We start from the raw sequence: 16,412 nt of genomic DNA, 5'->3' as shown, positions 1-16,412 counted from the left end.
CGGCTAAAATACCAACCTTTGCAACCCCCACATAAGGAAACCGCCATGACCCGTATGGTTCACTGTGTCAAACTCGGCAAAGAAGCCGAAGGCATGAAATTTCCGCCGCTGCCCAACGAATTGGGCAAACGCATTTTTGAAAACGTTTCCCAAGAAGCATGGATGGCTTGGACCCGTCACCAAACCATGCTGATCAACGAAAACCGCCTCAGCCTTGCCGACCCTCGCGCGCGCGAATACCTCGCCCAGCAAATGGAACAATACTTCTTCGGCGACGGCGCAGATGCCGTACAAGGCTATGTTCCGCAAGAGCCTAAATAAGCATTGAAAAGCCAAGGCCGTCTGAAACCCGATTTTCAGACGGCCTTTAAAATTCCCGATTGCCCCGCATATTAGGCAAATAGAACAGATAAATCATACAAACCCATGATTCTCTGTTAGAATCCAAATTTCATTTATTTCAATCCACACTGGAGCAAACGCCATGCAAAACGACGTTTACGACTATACCTCGCAAGGCTCGGTTGCCAAAAATACCGTCCTGCAAAAAACTTACCGCCTGCTCGGCCTGTCTTTCATTCCTGCCGTTGCCGGCGCATTCTTTTCCGCCAAAACAGGCTTTAACATTTTCTCCATGTTCGGTTCATCTTGGATTGCCCTGGCTGCCTTCTTCGGCTTCTTCTACGGCATGACCTTCCTGATCGAGAAAAACCGTTACAGCAACGTCGGCGTAGCCCTGTTGATGATCTTCACTTTCGGCATGGGCCTTGCCATCAGCCCTATGTTGCAATACGCCCTGGCTATCAACAACGGCGCGCAAATCGTCGGTACGGCCGCCGCCATGACCGCCGGTGTATTCTTCACCATGTCCGCCATGGCACGCCGCACCACAATGAACATGAACAAACTCGGCAGCTTCCTCGGTGCCGGTGCGATAGTGCTCATGATTGCCGTTGTGGCCAACATCTTCCTCAACATCCCTGCCCTGAGCCTGACCATCGCGGCCGGTTTCGTTGTCTTCAGTTCCCTGATGATTATGTGGCAGGTGCGTACCGTTATCGACGGCGGTGAAGACAGCCACATCAGCGCGGCGCTGACCATCTTCATCTCCATCTACAACATTTTCAGCAGCCTCTTGAGAATCCTCATCTCTATTAGTGGTGACGACTGATAAAGCCGCAAAGGCCGTCTGAAATTTCAGACGGCCTTTTTGATTTTTGACATCATCGGCAAACTCCCCTATCCTGAACGCCACACAAACCCCATTCCCAACCCAAAATGACCACGACCACTCCGCGCCGTGCCGTGTACGCAGGCAGCTTCGACCCTCCCACCCTCGGCCACCTGTGGATGATACAGGAAGCCCAATCCCTCTTTGACGAACTCATCGTCGCCATCGGCACCAATCCCGAAAAGCGCAGCACCTACACCATAGAAGAACGCCGCGCCATGCTCGATGCCATTACCCACCCCTTCCCAAACGTCCGCATCAGCGTGTTTGAAAACCGCTTTTTGGTCGATTACGCCCGCGAAGCCAAAGCCAATTTTATCGTCCGCGGCATCCGTTCCGCCGCCGACTACGAATACGAACGCTCGATGCGCTACATCAACAGCGACATCGCCCCCGAAATCTCCACCGTCTTCCTGATGCCGCCGCGCGAAATAGCCGAAGTGTCCTCCACCATGGTCAAAGGCTTGGTCGGCCCACAAGGCTGGCGCGACATGATAGGCCGCTACCTCCCCGACCCCGTCTATCAAAAAATCCTGCAAGACCACGAAACAAACGCATAAAACAAAGGCCGTCTGAAATGTTCAGACGGCCTTCCAATTTCCATTAATTATTGACGGGCAGACATCAACGCCTGCAGGTTTTGATTCAACGTTTCCATGTCCAACCAACCGGCGGCAATAAACAACATCAGAATCACCGTACCCACACACAGCACCCCGATACCATACAACACATAGCCCACCAAAACACGGCCTACCGTCGCATTCCCCATCCACATCAAACCGCGTACCTGCACTACAAACACCCAAGCCTGCCACAACAGCGCAAACACAGCCAACGCCGGCACATACAACACCAGCAACAGCGGCAGCAGCAACGCCTCAGACACCAAAATAAAGCCCCACAAAGGCAGCCGGGGCGCACCGTAATAATGCAGCACCTTGCGCATCGAGCGGCTCAACACCAACCATTTCACAATCACCAAAATCACCGACAGGCACACCGCCGCCGCGCCACTGCCAAACAAAGGCGACATACTGGCCGCGTTCACCACACCCAACAGCAGCAACACCGCCGCCATCACCAAAGGCGAATACAAATACGTCTCCGGCGAACGATAGCGCAAACGCAAAACATCCCACATATCACGAACAAACACATACAGCATGGCATAAATCCAAAGCAAAAAAGCCGATTGTATCTTAGGCCGTCTGAAAATCAAACCGGCAAACCTAAAAACCACCAATTAAAACGAAAAATAATTCAATACAAAACAAAATCTTAATTTACCGCATCAAAAATAAAGCCTACAAACGCTTGCACAAGGCAACGAAATTTGGTTTAATTCACATCTCGCAACGAAACACGCGAAGGCCAGATAGCTCAGTTGGTAGAGCAACGGATTGAAAATCCGTGTGTCGGCGGTTCGATTCCGCCTCTGGCCACCACCAACCGCCTTGAAGCGGTTATTTTTTTGTCTAAAATTTATTCAAAACTAACCATACACCAAAATATTCTATCCATCTGTTGTTGGTATCTATAATTTCCCCACTCCATCACATTATTCTTGCAAATACGCCGATGCCTGCCAAATCAGCATAGACAGCCTCAAACAAACCGATATTTAAAGCCCCTCATGATTACCCTGCATTCTCTCGACCAATCCCGCGCCCTGCGCATTGTTTGGCTGCTTGAAATCCTCGGTACGCCCTACCGCCTGCAAACCTACCGCCGTCATCCCGACACTTTGCTCGCCCCTGACGAACTCAAAACCATCCATCCCTTGGGCAAATCGCCCTTGTTGGATGATGATGGCTTTATTTTGGCGGAAAGCGGCGCGATTACCGACTACCTGATTCAAACCTACGGCAACGGCCATCTGATGCCCGAACGCGGCAGCCGCGAATACTGGCAATATCAACGCTGGCTGCATTATGCCGAAGGTTCGCTGATGCCGTTATTGCTGCTCGGACTGGTGTTCCGCCGGATTGAAAGCGCGCCCATGCCGTTTTTCGTCAAACCGATTGCCCGCAAAATCAGCGGCAGCGTCAAAAGCAGCTTTATCCATCCGCAAGCCGCGCTGCATCTTTCCCACATCGACAGCGAGTTGGAAAACCGCGAATGGTTGGTCGGCAACAGCCTCAGCGGTGCCGACATCATGATGAGCTATCCGCTGCAAGCCGCAGCCGACCGCTTCGATTTTGCCGATTACCCCAATATCCGCGCCTATTTGCAGCGCATCGAAACGCATGAAGCCTACCGCCGCGCCGTTGAAAAAGCAGGTTCGCCTTTATTGAAACTCGACAAATAAAACAAGGCCGTCTGAAACGTTTTCAGACGGCCTGAAACCTTGGTTCACTTATCGAATAGCTTTGCGGCAAACGGCGTTTTTACCAACGCGCCGCCCGAGTGCTTTGTTCCTCTTTGCTACTTACACAGCTTATTAAACTTTCTCACTCAAACTTAAAAACCATTTGTATTATGGTGCAATTTCTGCTATAATACCAAGAATTTTTAAGGGTTTTTTGGTCAATAGGCAACATTGAGGTTAGTAAAATAAATCTGATTTATACAGAAGAAGGATTAAGCTTCGTTTTATTATTTTCAGTATCCATCATCATGGGGAAATTTATCGAAAATAGCTTATTAGCAACTCCAATATCGAGTAGAAAGGAGGATAACAATATGGATAAACTCTTTATAGCAGCCATATTTAACTACGCACATACAGTCGGATTGGGTATTCTACTGACCAAAAAATCTTTAAAATAAGAAAAAGGTCGTCTGAAAATATAATATTTCAGACGACCTTTTTTCCACTACCACCATAGCGCCCGAACATAACACGGACAAACACCATGCCAACCGACAACCGCCCAACTCTTGCCATCGACACCAGCACATCCTTTCTGTCCATCGCATTGGAACATCAAGGCGAAGTCCGCCTGTTTCACGAAAACGTCGGCACCAAGCAATCCGAACAAATCCTGCCGCAAATCGAGCTTCTCTTCAAAGAAGCGGGCATCACGGCCGCCGATTTGGGCTACATCGTTTATGCACAAGGCCCCGGCGCATTTACCGGCCTGCGTATCGGCGCGGCGGTTGCACAAGGTTTGGCCACACCGTTTGACACGCCCATGATCGGTATTCCCTGCCTCGATGCCGCCGCTTCATTGCTGCCGCCATCAAGCTGCGTACTGGCGGCCACCGATGCGCGTATGGGCGAAGTGTTCTACGCATGGTTTGATACGCAAAACCACGTCCGCTTGAGCGATTACACAGTTTGCAAAGCCTCCGCCATTGCCGCGCCCGAAGGCAAAACGCCTACCGGCGGTATCGGCAATGCCTTTGCCCTCGCCGACAAACCGCCTTTTGACGGTCAAGCCGATATACCGACCGCCGCCGACTATCTCAAACTTGCCCGCAGCGGCCGCTATCTTGCTACTGACGCGGCGCACGCCGAGCTACTCTACGTCCGCAACAAAATTGCCCTGACCGCGCAAGAGCAAGCCCAACAAAAGGCCAAACCGTGAACCTGCGCCCAGCCGTACTTGCCGACTGCCCCGCCCTTGCCGCCATCGACGCACAAGGCAATCCCTCGTCGTGGACGGCGCAACAGTTTGAGTCGGCGGTTCAACACCATCCCGACAGCGTTTGGCTCAGCCAGACCGACCACCAAATTACCGGCTTTATCGTGTGGCAAACCGTATTTGACGAATCCGAGCTACACCTGATTGCCGTCGCGCCCGAATACCGCCGCCAAGGCATTGCGTCCGCCCTGCTACAACACTGGCAAAACGCAGTGCAACAGCAAGGCGCAACCCGATTGCTGCTCGAAGTCCGCGCAAGCAATGAAACCGCGCAACAGCTCTACCGCAAACACGGCTTCCAAACCTGCGGCCGCCGCAAAAACTACTACGCCCTGCCCGACGGTGGCAGCGAAGATGCCGTATTGATGGAGAAATCATGTTAAGCAGCCGCTACCTGCACCTGCACGAAGCCTTGGGCTTGGGCCCGATGTGGCTGAACCAAAACGCCAAAATCATCCATGCCGCGCCTCAAGCCGCACCATCAGCCGCGCCCGTCCGCCCCAAAACCATTGCTGCCGATACCGCGCAAGCCGTGCGCACTTTATCCGCAGGTGCCCATCAGGCGCGCACGGCCGCCATTGCCATTGCGCAAACGGCCAAACCTGCTGTCCGCGCTCCCGAAGCGGCACCCAAAGCCATCGCCGAAACACCGGCAAAAACAGAAAAAGCCGCGCATTCAGACAATCTGCCCCGTCTTGACGTAACCATCAGGCCGTCTGAAATCATGGTGGTCAGCATTTGTCCGTCCACCGAAGACAGCCTGCACGGTACGCTGTTTAGCGGCGACGTCGGCACGCTTCTCGACAACATCCTCGCCGCCATCGGCCTCAAACCCGAGCAGGCGCACAAAACCGCGTGGGTCAAAACCGCGCCTGTATTTACCGCCCTGCCCGATGCCGAACACATCCGTTCCGAGCTTGCCGAAATGCAAAACGAGCTGACCGCTTCGCAAGCGCGCGCAGTCTTGTTCCTCGGCAAAATCTTTGATAGCCCAGACATGATCGGGCTGATGAATGAATTGTGCGCAGAGCGGCCGCATTTCGTCATCCCCCATCCCGCCCGCCTGCTGATGCAGCCGCAACTCAAAGCGCAGGCATGGCAAATCTTAAAGCCATTGAAACAGCTTTTGGCCAAGGCCGTCTGAACATTCTGTTCAACCTGACATCAGGTTTTTCACCAACAAAAAGGGCGTGTTCGACACGCCCTAATATTTTTCAATATTCCGCCGAATGCCAGAAAGGCTGACCCACCGTCGGCGTGCTGGCGCGCGCTTTCTCACGCGCCTCCACAGGTTCCGCCTCATAAGCCAGACGGCCCGACTCGACCGCAAGCGCAAAAGCGCGTGCCATATTGACCGGATCGCCGCTACGGGAAACGGCAGTGTTCAGCAACACGCCGTCAAAACCCCATTCCATCACTTGTGCCGCCTGCGAAGGCAAACCCAAACCGGCATCAATAATCAACGGCGTGTCGGGCAGACGTTCGCGCAGGACTTTCAACGCATAAGCATGAACCGCGCCCAAACCCGTGCCAATCGGCGCCGCCCACGGCATCACCGCCTGACAGCCTGCGTCAAGCAGTCGGCGGCAGGCAATCAAATCTTCAGTGCAATAAGGCAGCACCTTGAAGCCATCTTTAATCAGGATTTCCGCCGCTTCAACAAGCTGAAACACATCGGGCTGCAACGTGTCATCATCGCCGATAAGTTCGAGCTTGATCCAATCAGTATCAAACACTTCGCGTGCCATTTGCGCAGTGGTCACGGCTTCCTGAACACTTTGACAGCCTGCGGTATTGGGCAACACAGGTACGCCCATTTCTTCCAACAACGACCAAAACCCTTGCCCGTGCGCCTCGCCGCCGCTTCCCGCGCGGCGCAACGAAACGGTAATCATCGCCGGTTGCGCGATTTGGACAGACTGCTTGAGGATTTCCGGCGTCGGATAAGCAGCCGTACCGAGCAGCAGCCGTGAAGGGAAAGTTTCTCCGTATAGGGTAAACATGATGGATTCCTTTGTAATATTATTTTTGAGGCAATAGCCTTCTAAAAAATCGGTTCAGATAGTTTCCAAATAGTTTTCAAGTCCTTCGGCGACCTTAGTCGGAATAAACTCGGTAATCGTGTATTTCGCTACGCCTTCTCGGTGAAACGGGTCTTCTGCAATTAACTTTTCCACCTGTTCCCTGCCTGATGCTTTCATCAGGATAACGCCGCCTGTCCGCGGCTGTTTGCGTCCAGACATCACAAATACACCTGCTTGATAATACCGTTCGAGATACGCGATATGCTCGGCCAGGTAGGTTTCAACCGCAGCCAATTCTTTCATATATTCCAACGATACGATAAACATCTCTTTTCCTTTTCTCAGCATTAAACCAATAGCGCAGCTATACGCGCAGTAAAACCGCTTATCCGCCGACTACCGGGCGCACAATGTCCACTTTATCGTTTTCGTTCAAAACCGTTTCCGCATACGTGCCTTTGGCGACAAACTGGGTATTGACGGCAACGGCAAACGGTTTTGGCGGCGAAGTTTGGGCGATAAGGTCGGCAACGGTTGTGCCGTTTAATGTGATGGTTTCATTGTTCAATATAATCTTCATGATGTTTGCTCCTCTTGTCAGACTTCTTATTTTCAGACGGCCTTATTCATCCCACAAAGCCTGAAACGCTTTAACCACCGCTTCGGGATTTTCCGCTTCGGTCACGGCGCGGACGACGGCAAGTGAGGAAACGCCGGTGGCAAGCACATCTTCGGCGTTGTTCAAATCGATGCCGCCGATGGCGACGACGGGCGTGCCGCGTGCCTGTCTGACGTATTCGCGCAGTTTGTCCAAACCTTGCGGGGCGGTCGGCATTTGCTTGGTCGTGGTCGGGAAAATCGCACCGCTGGCGACGTAGCTAGGTTGTACGGACAAGGCGCGATCGAGTTCGGCAACAGAGTGCGTACTCAAGCCCAAGCGCAAACCGGCAGCTTCAATCGCGGCTAGGTCGGCAGTGTCCATGTCTTCCTGCCCGAGATGCACGCCGTATGCACCTGCGGCAATCGCTTCGCGCCAGTGGTCGTTGATGAAAAGCTGGGTTGCACTGTTTTGACAGGCTACGACGCAACGTTCGATTTCGCGTTTCAACTCGTCGCCATGCAGGATTTTACAGCGCAGTTGCACCGTGTCGGCACCTGCTTTGACCATGCGCTCGACCCAGTCAGCAGTGGGAACAACGGCGTAAAATTTCAGGGGAGATTTGAGTGGCGGGAAGGTCATAACGGCTCCGAAAGGAATAATTCGTTGTTATATTATCAGAAAAGGCCGTCTGAATAATATTTGTTTTCAGACGGCCTGATTGAAAAAATGAATATTGCCCTATTCGGCTTTGGCTTTATAAAAATATGAACATACTGATGGGTTATCAAAATGAGTGCCATATTGGCGCCCCACATTCGGAGACCCAACCCATGAAAAAAATTTCTCTTGTTAGCCGCCCTTCCCTTACTGTTTACCACTTATTCAAATGCCGCCACGCCTAAAGCGGAAGCTTCAAAACCAGCTTCGGCACACAAACAAACCAAGCAGCGTTTTTCCGGCAAAATCACCGGCTATCAAACCGCCGAGCATTTGTTCTCCGTACGCAAGGGCGACCGCCTGCGCATCAGTAAAACCGGCAGCCCTAACGCCTATTTCAACGTATGGGCACCCAAAGACGATGAAGCCGTATTTAACGGTTCGGCACAAGGCGATAAATTTGACGGTATCGCTACCCAATCGGGCAAATATAAAGTGCAGGTCTATATGATGCGCGCCCAAGCCCGCCGTAACACTACTGCCCATTACGCCGTAAACGTCATCAAAAACTAAGGGGCTGACGTAGATTAGCCCTAAATTCCACACCAATCTCGCAGGATTTTAAGCTGTTGAGACGGTGTGCCGAAGTTAAATCGAAATTCGCATTCTTTCAAGAACAGCGGGAAAGATTTGCGATCGATTCCGTTGTATTTTCGCAAGAAACGTTTTGCCTGATTCCAAAAATTCTCAATGCCGTTAATGTGGTTCTGACGGTCGACAAATTCCTTGGAATGGTTGATGCGGTAATGGATAAAACCGCTCACGTCCAACTTATCATAGCTGCTCAGGCTATCCGTGTAAACAATGCTGTCCGGCATGATTTTCTTTTTGATGACAGGGAATAACGTTTCAGACTTGGCATTATCCACCACAACGGTATAGACCCGTCCGTTGCGTTTCAGAATGCCGAAGACAACCACTTTTCCTGCCGCACCTCGACCACGTCTGCCTTTACGCTGTCCGCCGAAATAGCTTTCGTCCAGCTCGACAGAGCCCTCGAAAACCTCATCGGCAGCCAAGGCCAAATGATAGTTGATAACCGTGCGGATTTTGCGGTAGAATAGAGTTATTTATCCTGCGACTAGGTAGAAGGCGCGGAAAGTCCGGCAGAACTGGTCAGCCTGATTGAAAGCGGCGACTACGAAGCCCTGCTTGCCGAAGATTCGGACGAACATGGCCAAGGCCACGAACATCATTGCGGCTGCGGCTGTTCCCTCGGCTGAGTCAGCCTGCCCATATTATCTACCGCCTCGATTTTCATATTAAAAGGAGACTTACCAGCATGATAAGCAAAGCAAAATTCAATACCGTTGTCGGCAGCATAGGAGCGGCAATAGGTATTTTCGTATTTGTCGCCTATATCCCCCAAATTATCGCCAATATGCAAGGGGCAAAGGCGCAGCCGTGGCAACCCCTGTTTGCAGCAGTATCCTGTCTGATTTGGGTTTTGTACGGTTGGAGCAAAGAACCCCGGAAAGACTGGATTCTGATTATACCCAACGCAGTCGGCGTGATATTGGGATTTCTGACTTTTCTGACTTCGCTTTAAACAAGGGGCTAATCTACGTCAGCCCCAAAACTAAACGCCCTCATGATGTAAAGCTTTAAAAAACAGCAAAGGCCGTCTGAAAATTGAAATTTCAGACGGCCTTTTAAACGGTTTGAAAAGGACGTATCGAACACGTCTTTTTTTTCCTATTACAACAGGAACATGGTTGCTAATCCCAAGAAAATCAGGAAGCCGCCGGAGTCGGTAACCGCGGTAATCAGCACCGAGCTGCCCAATGCCGGGTCGCGTCCGGCTTTGTCCATCATGACGGGAATGAGGACGCCGACGGTCGCGGCCAGCAAAAGGTTCAAGGTCATCGCGGCCACCATGACCAAACCGATGCCGATGTTGCCGTAGAGCAGCCATGAAATCACACCCATCACGGTGCCCCAAATAATGCCGTTGACGAGGGCGACGCCGACTTCTTTTTTCAGCAGGCGGCCTGCCTGTGTGCTGGTCATTTGTCCCATTGCCATGGCGCGGACGATCATGGTGATGGTTTGGTTGCCGGAGTTGCCGCCGATGCCGGCGACGATGGGCATCAGCGCAGCCAGTGCGACGATTTTCTCGATACTGCCTTCAAATGCGCCAATCACGCGGCTGGCGATAAAGGCGGTACACAGGTTGATGGCAAGCCACATCCAGCGGTTTTTCACCGAGTCTAAAATCGGGGCGAACAAGTCCTCTTCTTCTTGCAAACCGGCCATGTTAAACATGTCGGCTTCGGATTCTTCACGGATCACGTCCACCATTTCGTCAATGGTGATCCTGCCGATCAGCTTTTTGTTTTCATCGACAACCGGCGCGGTTACCAAGTCATAACGTTCAAACGCCTGCGCTGCTTCTTCCACGTCGTCTTCGGGACGGAAGCGCACGACATCGGTGGCCATCACGTCCGCCACCATGTCTTCGGGGTCGGCGACCAAGAGTTTGCGGATGGGCAGCACGCCTTGCAACACGTCGTTTTCATCAACCACGAAAATCTTGTCGGTATGGTCGGGCAGGCTGTCGAAACGGCGCAAGTAGCGCAATACGACTTCACACGCCACATCGGCGCGGATGCTGACCAATTCAAAGTCCATAATCGCGCCGACTTGGTTGTCTTCGTAAGACATCGCCGCTTTGACCTGCTCGCGCTCTTCTTCATCACGTGTTTGCAGCGCTTCGTACACCACTTGGTGCGGCAAGTCGTCTGCCAGTTCTGCCAATTCGTCTGCATCCAAATCATCGACGGCGGCCAACAGCTCGTCTTTGTCCATGGACTCGATCAGCGTTTCGCGTACGGCGTCGGATACTTCCAGCAAGACTTCGCCGTCGTCTTCAGGGGCGACCAAAAGCCAAACGATGTTACGCTCGCGCGGCGGCAGGGATTCCAAGACGGCGGCCACGTCGGCAGGGTGCAACTCGGCCAAGAGGACGGTCAGCTCAGTAAACTTGTCGCGCAGGCTTTCGTCTTCAATCGGCACGCCTGCTTCGATTTGTTCAAAGGATGGCTCGAGGATTTCGCATAAGGCGTGGATGCGGTCGATATCGTCAGAGATGCGATCGTCAGAAATGCGGTCTTCTACCACATCATTGTCGGGGGTATTGTCAAGATTCGGAGGGGTTTGTTCGATGCTCATAAATGCTCCGCCCGCCGGACGCGGGGAGGCATTTCGGCGGGATGATTATTGTTGTTGTGTGTCTGATGGGAAGTTCAAAGGCGAACTGGGAAGGTCCATAATTCGAGCCTGCTGAGAGGCGCAGAGTTGTAAACGGTACATATTCTACTCTTTTTTAGGCCGTTTTACCATTTTTAACGAGGAAGGCCGTCTGAAATCGGGTGATATCGATCCCTTTTTTCAGACGGCCTGATGATTTAATTTTATTTGTTTCGCCTGCCGAACGCTTCCCTGACTACGTCCAACCAAGCCCTTAAGGCCGGCGTCGGGCGTTGGTGTTTCTTCCATGCCATGGTGAGCTGCCAGCGGATTTCGGGTTCGACCAAAGGAATGGCGGCAAAGACATCGGGATTGATTTTTCGGGCATAGTATTCGGGTAACAAGGCAATGCCCATATTGTGCGCCACCATGTCGGCGACCAAATTCCATTGTCCGGTACGGCAGACAACGTTGGGCGTAAAACCTTGATTGCGGCAGGCCGTCTGAATGGTTTCGTTGAGGGAAAAGCCTGCACCAAAAAGGATGAAGGGCTCGTGTTGCAGGCTTTTGAGCGTCAGCGCATCGTGTCTCGCCCGATTTTTCGGCATCAAGACCACCAGCGGATAGTCACACAACGTGATGCTGTCGAAGTCTTCGTGAACCGGCGCGAGCAGCTGTCCGGCATCGAGTTCGTTGTTGCGCAATGATTGCTCGATGGCGAGCGAGCCTTGTTCCAAAAACGACAATTCGATGTCCGGCCATTTTTGGTGGAAATCAAACAGCGCATGACTGAGCAAATCGCTGCCAAACAAAGCCAAGCCCAAACGCAGCGTCCCGCTTTTGACATGGCGGTAATCGTCAATGCGGGCCAGCAGCAAATCGCGTTCGTGTAAAAGGTTTAACGCGTGGCGATAGACTTCTTCGCCGATTGCGGTCGGCTGCACCTGCCGCTTTTTGCGTCCGTTTTCTTTGCACAAAAGCGGCACGCCTAATTCTTCTTCCAAAGCCTGAATGATTTTGCTGACCGTCGGCTGCGTCAAATTCAACGCGGAAGCCGTGGCCGAAAAACTTTGCAGGCGGATGAGTTCGGCAAAACAATACAGGCTTTTGAAGTCCATTATTCCTCTAAGGCATGATTATTCGTTTAATAATTCATATTATGCAGAAACCAGGTTTCTATAATCAAGCCTTTCATTCAACACACACCCATATCATGGATTCCCTCACCAGATTTTTTCAGACGGCCTTGCAGCTTGCCATCATCGGCGCAGTATGGGGCGTCTCCGACCTTATCGTCCGCTTCACGCATCTGCCTATTTCTTCAGGCGTATTGGGCTTGTTCCTCATGCTCGCCCTTTTGGGGCTCGGCATCATCCGCCCGGGCATGGTTGACCGCGGCGCAAAATGGGCATTGGGCGAACTCGTCTTTTTCTTCATCCCTATTATGGTTTCCGTCTTGCAATATCAAGACCTGCTGATGTCCGAAGGTTGGCAGCTGATTTTGACCATCGCCGTCGGCACCGCGCTCGTGATGATCAGCACCGCCCTGACCCTCGATTTCTGCTACCGCTGGAAACGCCGCCTCTACAAAAAACTCCACTCCTAAAAATAGAGAATAAAAATGGACTACACCGCCCTCGCCTGCTTCATCTGGACTTGCTTTGCCTATGTCGTTGCCAAAAAAATCCACCGCAAAAAACCCTTAATGATTTTCTCTCCCGTCGTTACCGTCTCCGTCAGCACCATCCTCCTGCTGCTGGCATTCGGCGTCAATTACGACACCTACCACAAATATACCCAAGGCATCGTCTTCCTGCTCACTCCGGTTACCGTTGCCTTTGCCGTCCCCATTTATGAAAACCGCGAAGTCATCCGCCGCCAGCTGCCCATCCTCTCCATCGCCATTATGGTGGGCATGTTTGTCGGCGTAGTCAGCGCATTCCTCATGAGCCATATGTTCCACTTCAACAACGAAGTAACCAACAGCCTGATGGCGCGTTCCATCTCCACGCCGTTTGCCGTCGTCCTCGCCAGCGAAATCCACGGCTCCGCCTCGCTCGTTTCCCTGTTCACCATCATCACCGGCTTTGTCGGCATGATATTCGGCGACCTGTTTTTAGCCTTCACCCGCATCCGTTTCCACACCGCCAACGGCGTAGCATTCGGCAATGCCGCCCACGGCTTCGGCACATCGCGTGCCGGACAACGCCACGAAACCGAAGGCGTAATGGCCAGCCTGACCATGATTTTGGCCGGACTGTTTATGGTATTGTTTGGCCCGACCATGGTGCATTTGGTAATTTGGATGATGAGTTAGGCTTCGTCCTGATGACCATACACAAAAAGGCCGTCTGAAACACATATCGGTTCCAGACGGCCTTTTATATTATGGAACAATTACAGTTTGAAAATAGAAGCCTCTGCTAAATCATGAATGGTATCCAACGCAGATGAACCTGTACCATTGCTTGAATAGGTCGCATTGTCTGAGGAAAGACCGGCAGAAGAATCAAGAGGATCAGCCTCACCAAACGCACGGCTCAAAAGTTCATCGCCATCGAAAGCTTTGGATTCCAATATCGGCTTCGCGGCCGGCTGCGCAGGCTCGAAACCTTCCCACTCACGCGGATCAAGGCGAATGATATGATCATCGTCATAGCCGTCATTAGGCCCTTTGCCTTCTCCTGAAAAAGTACCGTCCCACTCGCGCGGATCAAGGCGGATGGTATGGTCATCGTCATAGCCATCATTAGGACCTTTGCCTTCTCCTGAAAAAGTACCGTCCCATTCGCGCGGATCGAGGCGGATAACAAAATCTTCAGAATCACTTTCTTTACTTGGTTGATGTACTTTAGCCATGAAATTCTCCTTAACAAATAAACGGATACTGTACCTAATGCCTCATAAAAGGCATTGCGGACTCTATTCTAGAAAAAAGAAAACAGCGGACAAAGATTGAAGAGAACAACGGTTTATTAACACGATAATTGGATTTAAATCTTTTTAAAACAAATAGATATAATTTATACATCATACCCGGTCATCCATAATTAAAAATCTTGCCCGTGCCGTCCACCAAGATGATTTCCCCTCTTCCGTCCCCTTGCCATGTGGCAAAAAGGCCGTCTGAAAAATGACTTTCAGACGGCCCTTTCATTTGCTCAAGCCTTATTCTTTAGGCAGGCGCAGGACGGAGACAATGAATCCGCCCCAAATGACGATCAATGCGACAAGCATCATAATAATGGCTGAAGTACTCATTATTCGTCTCCTTCACGTTCGTGTTCATGTTCGTCTTTGACGTTGAAGCCCTGACCGTGTTTCCACGGCAAGAATGACAGCAAGACCGACAATACGAGGATTGCGCCCACCATGCCCCAGCCGAAGATATTGAGGAAGCTGTCGGGATAACCGCTGTAATTCTCTTTTAAGAGGCCGGCAGTATCCTGATAAAGCATATAGCCGAGCATAGCGACGGTAACCACCACGCTGGCGGTCCACACTTTGCCGACACGGATGGAAGACAGCGCGTTCAAGTGGTTACGCAGTTCCGGCAGCTTGTTCAACAAGACAATTGCCAAAACGTAAACAAAACCGGAAGCCACAATGCCATAAGTATTGATGAATTTGTCCAATACGTCCAACACAGGCAGGCCGGTGGTCGTACCGAACAGCAAGGTAGAAATAATCGCCATGGGAACGCCAGCAATCAGCGTTGCGCTGACACGGCCGATGTTCATTTTGTCTTGAATTGCGGCCACAATCACTTCAACGATGGAAATCATGGAAGTCACACCGGCAAACACCAGCGAGCCGAAGAACAACACGCCGATCAACGCGCCCATCGGCGCTTGGTTGATGATGGTCGGGAACGCGATAAACGCCAAACCGATACCGTTGGATGCCACTTCGCTGACTTCTTTGCCTGCGGCTTGAGCCATAAAGCCCAATGCTGCGAATACGCCGATACCGGCGAGCAACTCGAAGCTGCTGTTGGCAAAGCCGACAACCAAGCCTGTGCCGCCCAAGTCGGTTTTTTTCTTCAGGTAAGAAGAATAAGTAATCATGATGCCGAAGCAGATGGAGAGCGAGAAGAAGATCTGGCCATATGCGGCTACCCAGACTTTCGGATCCGCCAAGCGGCTCCAGTCAGGCGTAAACAAAGCGTCCAAACCTTTTGCCGCACCCGGCAGGGTCAGGGCGATGCCCACCATGATGACAAACATCACTACCAACAAAGGCATGAAGAATGTGGACGCACCGGCTACGCCTTTTTGTACGCCCAAAGCCATAATCGCCAGCGTAAACACCCACACGGCAATCAGCGGACCGGCAACTTTACCGACAAAATCCAAGCCCAAGTCTTTGGCATCGGCCATTTGCAGGAAGTCTTTGAAGAAGAATGCCTGCGGATCCGCACCCCATGCCGAAGTCAAAGAATAGTAGGCATAGCTTGCTGCCCAGCCGACAATCACGGCGTAGTAGATACAGATGATGACGTTGGTCAGGAAGTTCCACCAACCCACCGGCTCAAACCAACGGCCGAGGCGGCGGAAAGCCAAAGGTGGCGAGCCGCGGTAACGGTGGCCGATGGCGTAGTCGAGCAGCAACAGCGGAATACCTGCCGTCAACAGCGCAACCAAGTAAGGGAGGACGAAAGCACCGCCGCCGTTGTCGAAAGCGATGTAAGGGAAACGCCAAATGTTGCCTAAGCCCACGGCCGAGCCGATGGCGGCAAACATAAAGGCACGGCGACTGCTAAACGTCGCGCGTTCGCTGGATTGAGAATTTGACACAATGAACCTCTTAAAAATCGAGTGTCGTCAAGGCCTTCCGGCCTTGCGCGTATATATTTAGAAATCAGGTCGGACAAACCGGCCGGTTAAAATAGATATTCGGACAAGGATAATATCCGGTATTTAAAGAATGCACCGCTTATGGCCATGCAAACATAATCTGACCTTATCGTAAAAAAATTTAACACTGTTGGCAAGTCAGTATTGCATTAAAATCGCAAGGAAAATCTTCATGCACTACGACTAAAATCTTCATACACTTCT

General features: G+C 51.8%; 21 protein-coding genes, 1 tRNA gene and 1 pseudogene. 12 read left to right on the top strand and 11 right to left on the bottom strand.

Annotation, left to right across the window (positions count from 1 at the left end):
• Positions 1-45: 45 nt before the first annotated feature.
• The 3 genes from O3661_RS01380 (at position 46) to coaD (ending at position 1,791) form a co-directional block, all read left to right on the top strand.
• Positions 46-321 (top strand): oxidative damage protection protein, encoded by a 276-nt coding sequence (locus O3661_RS01380; protein ID WP_003682648.1) that lies wholly within the window; start codon positions 46-48, stop codon positions 319-321.
• Between the two features lie 163 nt (positions 322-484).
• Positions 485-1,171, top strand: a complete 687-nt coding sequence (locus tag O3661_RS01375) for a Bax inhibitor-1 family protein (RefSeq protein ID WP_371492048.1) — start codon at positions 485-487, stop codon at positions 1,169-1,171.
• Between the two features lie 107 nt (positions 1,172-1,278).
• Positions 1,279-1,791: a pantetheine-phosphate adenylyltransferase gene (gene coaD, locus O3661_RS01370; RefSeq protein ID WP_070825745.1), complete on the top strand. Its 513-nt coding sequence runs from the start codon at positions 1,279-1,281 to the stop codon at positions 1,789-1,791.
• 47 nt (positions 1,792-1,838) lie between these two features.
• Here coaD and O3661_RS01365 read toward each other — a convergent pair whose 3' ends face one another.
• Positions 1,839-2,399: a hypothetical protein gene (locus O3661_RS01365; protein ID WP_371492064.1), complete on the bottom strand. Its 561-nt coding sequence runs from the start codon at positions 2,397-2,399 to the stop codon at positions 1,839-1,841.
• A gap of 204 nt (positions 2,400-2,603) precedes the next feature.
• Between O3661_RS01365 and O3661_RS01360 the strand changes: the two genes are divergently transcribed.
• The 5 genes from O3661_RS01360 (at position 2,604) to O3661_RS01340 (ending at position 5,965) form a co-directional block, all read left to right on the top strand.
• Positions 2,604-2,679, top strand: a tRNA-Phe gene (locus tag O3661_RS01360).
• 188 nt (positions 2,680-2,867) lie between these two features.
• The gene (locus O3661_RS01355; RefSeq protein ID WP_371492047.1) at positions 2,868-3,542 is read left to right on the top strand and encodes a glutathione S-transferase family protein; all 675 of its coding nucleotides are present in this window, start codon (positions 2,868-2,870) and stop codon (positions 3,540-3,542) included.
• Between the two features lie 547 nt (positions 3,543-4,089).
• Complete coding sequence (gene tsaB / locus O3661_RS01350) at positions 4,090-4,764, top strand: tRNA (adenosine(37)-N6)-threonylcarbamoyltransferase complex dimerization subunit type 1 TsaB (RefSeq protein WP_371492046.1); 675 nt, start codon at positions 4,090-4,092, stop codon at positions 4,762-4,764.
• Positions 4,761-5,204 (top strand): ribosomal protein S18-alanine N-acetyltransferase, encoded by a 444-nt coding sequence (rimI, locus tag O3661_RS01345; RefSeq protein ID WP_371492045.1) that lies wholly within the window; start codon positions 4,761-4,763, stop codon positions 5,202-5,204. Before tsaB ends, rimI begins: the two co-directional genes overlap by 4 nt.
• Positions 5,198-5,965: a uracil-DNA glycosylase family protein gene (locus O3661_RS01340; RefSeq protein WP_371492044.1), complete on the top strand. Its 768-nt coding sequence runs from the start codon at positions 5,198-5,200 to the stop codon at positions 5,963-5,965. Before rimI ends, O3661_RS01340 begins: the two co-directional genes overlap by 7 nt.
• 70 nt (positions 5,966-6,035) lie before the next feature.
• Here O3661_RS01340 and O3661_RS01335 read toward each other — a convergent pair whose 3' ends face one another.
• From O3661_RS01335 to thiE, 4 genes are read right to left on the bottom strand one after another with little or no spacing between them, the layout of a single operon-like run.
• Positions 6,036-6,824: a thiazole synthase gene (locus O3661_RS01335; RefSeq protein WP_371492043.1), complete on the bottom strand. Its 789-nt coding sequence runs from the start codon at positions 6,822-6,824 to the stop codon at positions 6,036-6,038.
• 54 nt (positions 6,825-6,878) lie between these two features.
• Positions 6,879-7,172, bottom strand: coding sequence for a YciI family protein (locus tag O3661_RS01330; protein WP_049332239.1), 294 nt, complete (start codon positions 7,170-7,172; stop codon positions 6,879-6,881).
• A 58-nt stretch (positions 7,173-7,230) separates the two neighbouring features.
• Positions 7,231-7,425, bottom strand: coding sequence for a sulfur carrier protein ThiS (gene thiS, locus O3661_RS01325; protein ID WP_049351218.1), 195 nt, complete (start codon positions 7,423-7,425; stop codon positions 7,231-7,233).
• A gap of 42 nt (positions 7,426-7,467) precedes the next feature.
• The gene (thiE, locus tag O3661_RS01320) at positions 7,468-8,085 is read right to left on the bottom strand and encodes a thiamine phosphate synthase (protein ID WP_049329750.1); all 618 of its coding nucleotides are present in this window, start codon (positions 8,083-8,085) and stop codon (positions 7,468-7,470) included.
• 207 nt (positions 8,086-8,292) lie between these two features.
• Here thiE and O3661_RS01315 point away from each other — a divergent pair, with 207 nt between their 5' ends.
• A complete protein-coding gene (locus O3661_RS01315) occupies positions 8,293-8,676 on the top strand; it encodes a hypothetical protein (protein ID WP_004518967.1) in 384 nt (127 codons plus the stop codon).
• Between the two features lie 20 nt (positions 8,677-8,696).
• Here O3661_RS01315 and O3661_RS01310 read toward each other — a convergent pair.
• Positions 8,697-9,227: pseudogene (locus tag O3661_RS01310) on the bottom strand (IS1595 family transposase); the annotation flags it as partial.
• A gap of 218 nt (positions 9,228-9,445) precedes the next feature.
• Here O3661_RS01310 and O3661_RS01305 point away from each other — a divergent pair.
• Positions 9,446-9,712, top strand: coding sequence for a SemiSWEET family transporter (locus O3661_RS01305; RefSeq protein WP_004518970.1), 267 nt, complete (start codon positions 9,446-9,448; stop codon positions 9,710-9,712).
• 149 nt (positions 9,713-9,861) lie between these two features.
• On the opposite strand, the gene mgtE is transcribed toward O3661_RS01305, so the two are convergent.
• Together mgtE and O3661_RS01295 are read right to left on the bottom strand one after the other, a co-directional pair.
• A complete protein-coding gene (mgtE, locus tag O3661_RS01300; RefSeq protein WP_371492042.1) occupies positions 9,862-11,334 on the bottom strand; it encodes a magnesium transporter in 1,473 nt (490 codons plus the stop codon).
• A 242-nt stretch (positions 11,335-11,576) separates the two neighbouring features.
• Positions 11,577-12,470 carry a LysR family transcriptional regulator gene (locus O3661_RS01295; RefSeq protein ID WP_003748147.1) on the bottom strand — a complete coding sequence of 298 codons (894 nt, stop codon included), beginning with the start codon at positions 12,468-12,470 and terminating at the stop codon, positions 11,577-11,579.
• Between the two features lie 14 nt (positions 12,471-12,484).
• Here O3661_RS01295 and O3661_RS01290 point away from each other — a divergent pair, with 14 nt between their 5' ends.
• Positions 12,485-12,958 carry a CidA/LrgA family protein gene (locus O3661_RS01290; protein WP_003748145.1) on the top strand — a complete coding sequence of 158 codons (474 nt, stop codon included), beginning with the start codon at positions 12,485-12,487 and terminating at the stop codon, positions 12,956-12,958.
• A 15-nt stretch (positions 12,959-12,973) separates the two neighbouring features.
• A complete protein-coding gene (locus O3661_RS01285) occupies positions 12,974-13,669 on the top strand; it encodes an LrgB family protein (protein WP_003748143.1) in 696 nt (231 codons plus the stop codon).
• Between the two features lie 80 nt (positions 13,670-13,749).
• Here O3661_RS01285 and O3661_RS01280 read toward each other — a convergent pair whose 3' ends face one another.
• From O3661_RS01280 to O3661_RS01270, 3 genes are all read right to left on the bottom strand, one after another.
• A complete protein-coding gene (locus tag O3661_RS01280; RefSeq protein WP_371492041.1) occupies positions 13,750-14,211 on the bottom strand; it encodes a hypothetical protein in 462 nt (153 codons plus the stop codon).
• Positions 14,212-14,520: 309 nt separating this feature from the next.
• Entirely contained in the window at positions 14,521-14,613 is a 93-nt protein-coding gene (locus O3661_RS01275) for a methionine/alanine import family NSS transporter small subunit (protein WP_036472778.1), read from the bottom strand.
• The gene (locus O3661_RS01270; RefSeq protein WP_128582648.1) at positions 14,613-16,148 is read right to left on the bottom strand and encodes a sodium-dependent transporter; all 1,536 of its coding nucleotides are present in this window, start codon (positions 16,146-16,148) and stop codon (positions 14,613-14,615) included. Before O3661_RS01270 ends, O3661_RS01275 begins: the two co-directional genes overlap by 1 nt.
• Positions 16,149-16,412 lie beyond the last annotated feature (264 nt).

The sequence above is a fragment of the Neisseria sp. 20925_1_37 genome, assembly GCF_041433255.1.
GTDB lineage: Bacteria > Pseudomonadota > Gammaproteobacteria > Burkholderiales > Neisseriaceae > Neisseria > Neisseria flavescens_D.
Note: the sequence above shows the minus strand (reverse complement) of the source record. Positions and strands in the feature narration are given on the sequence as shown.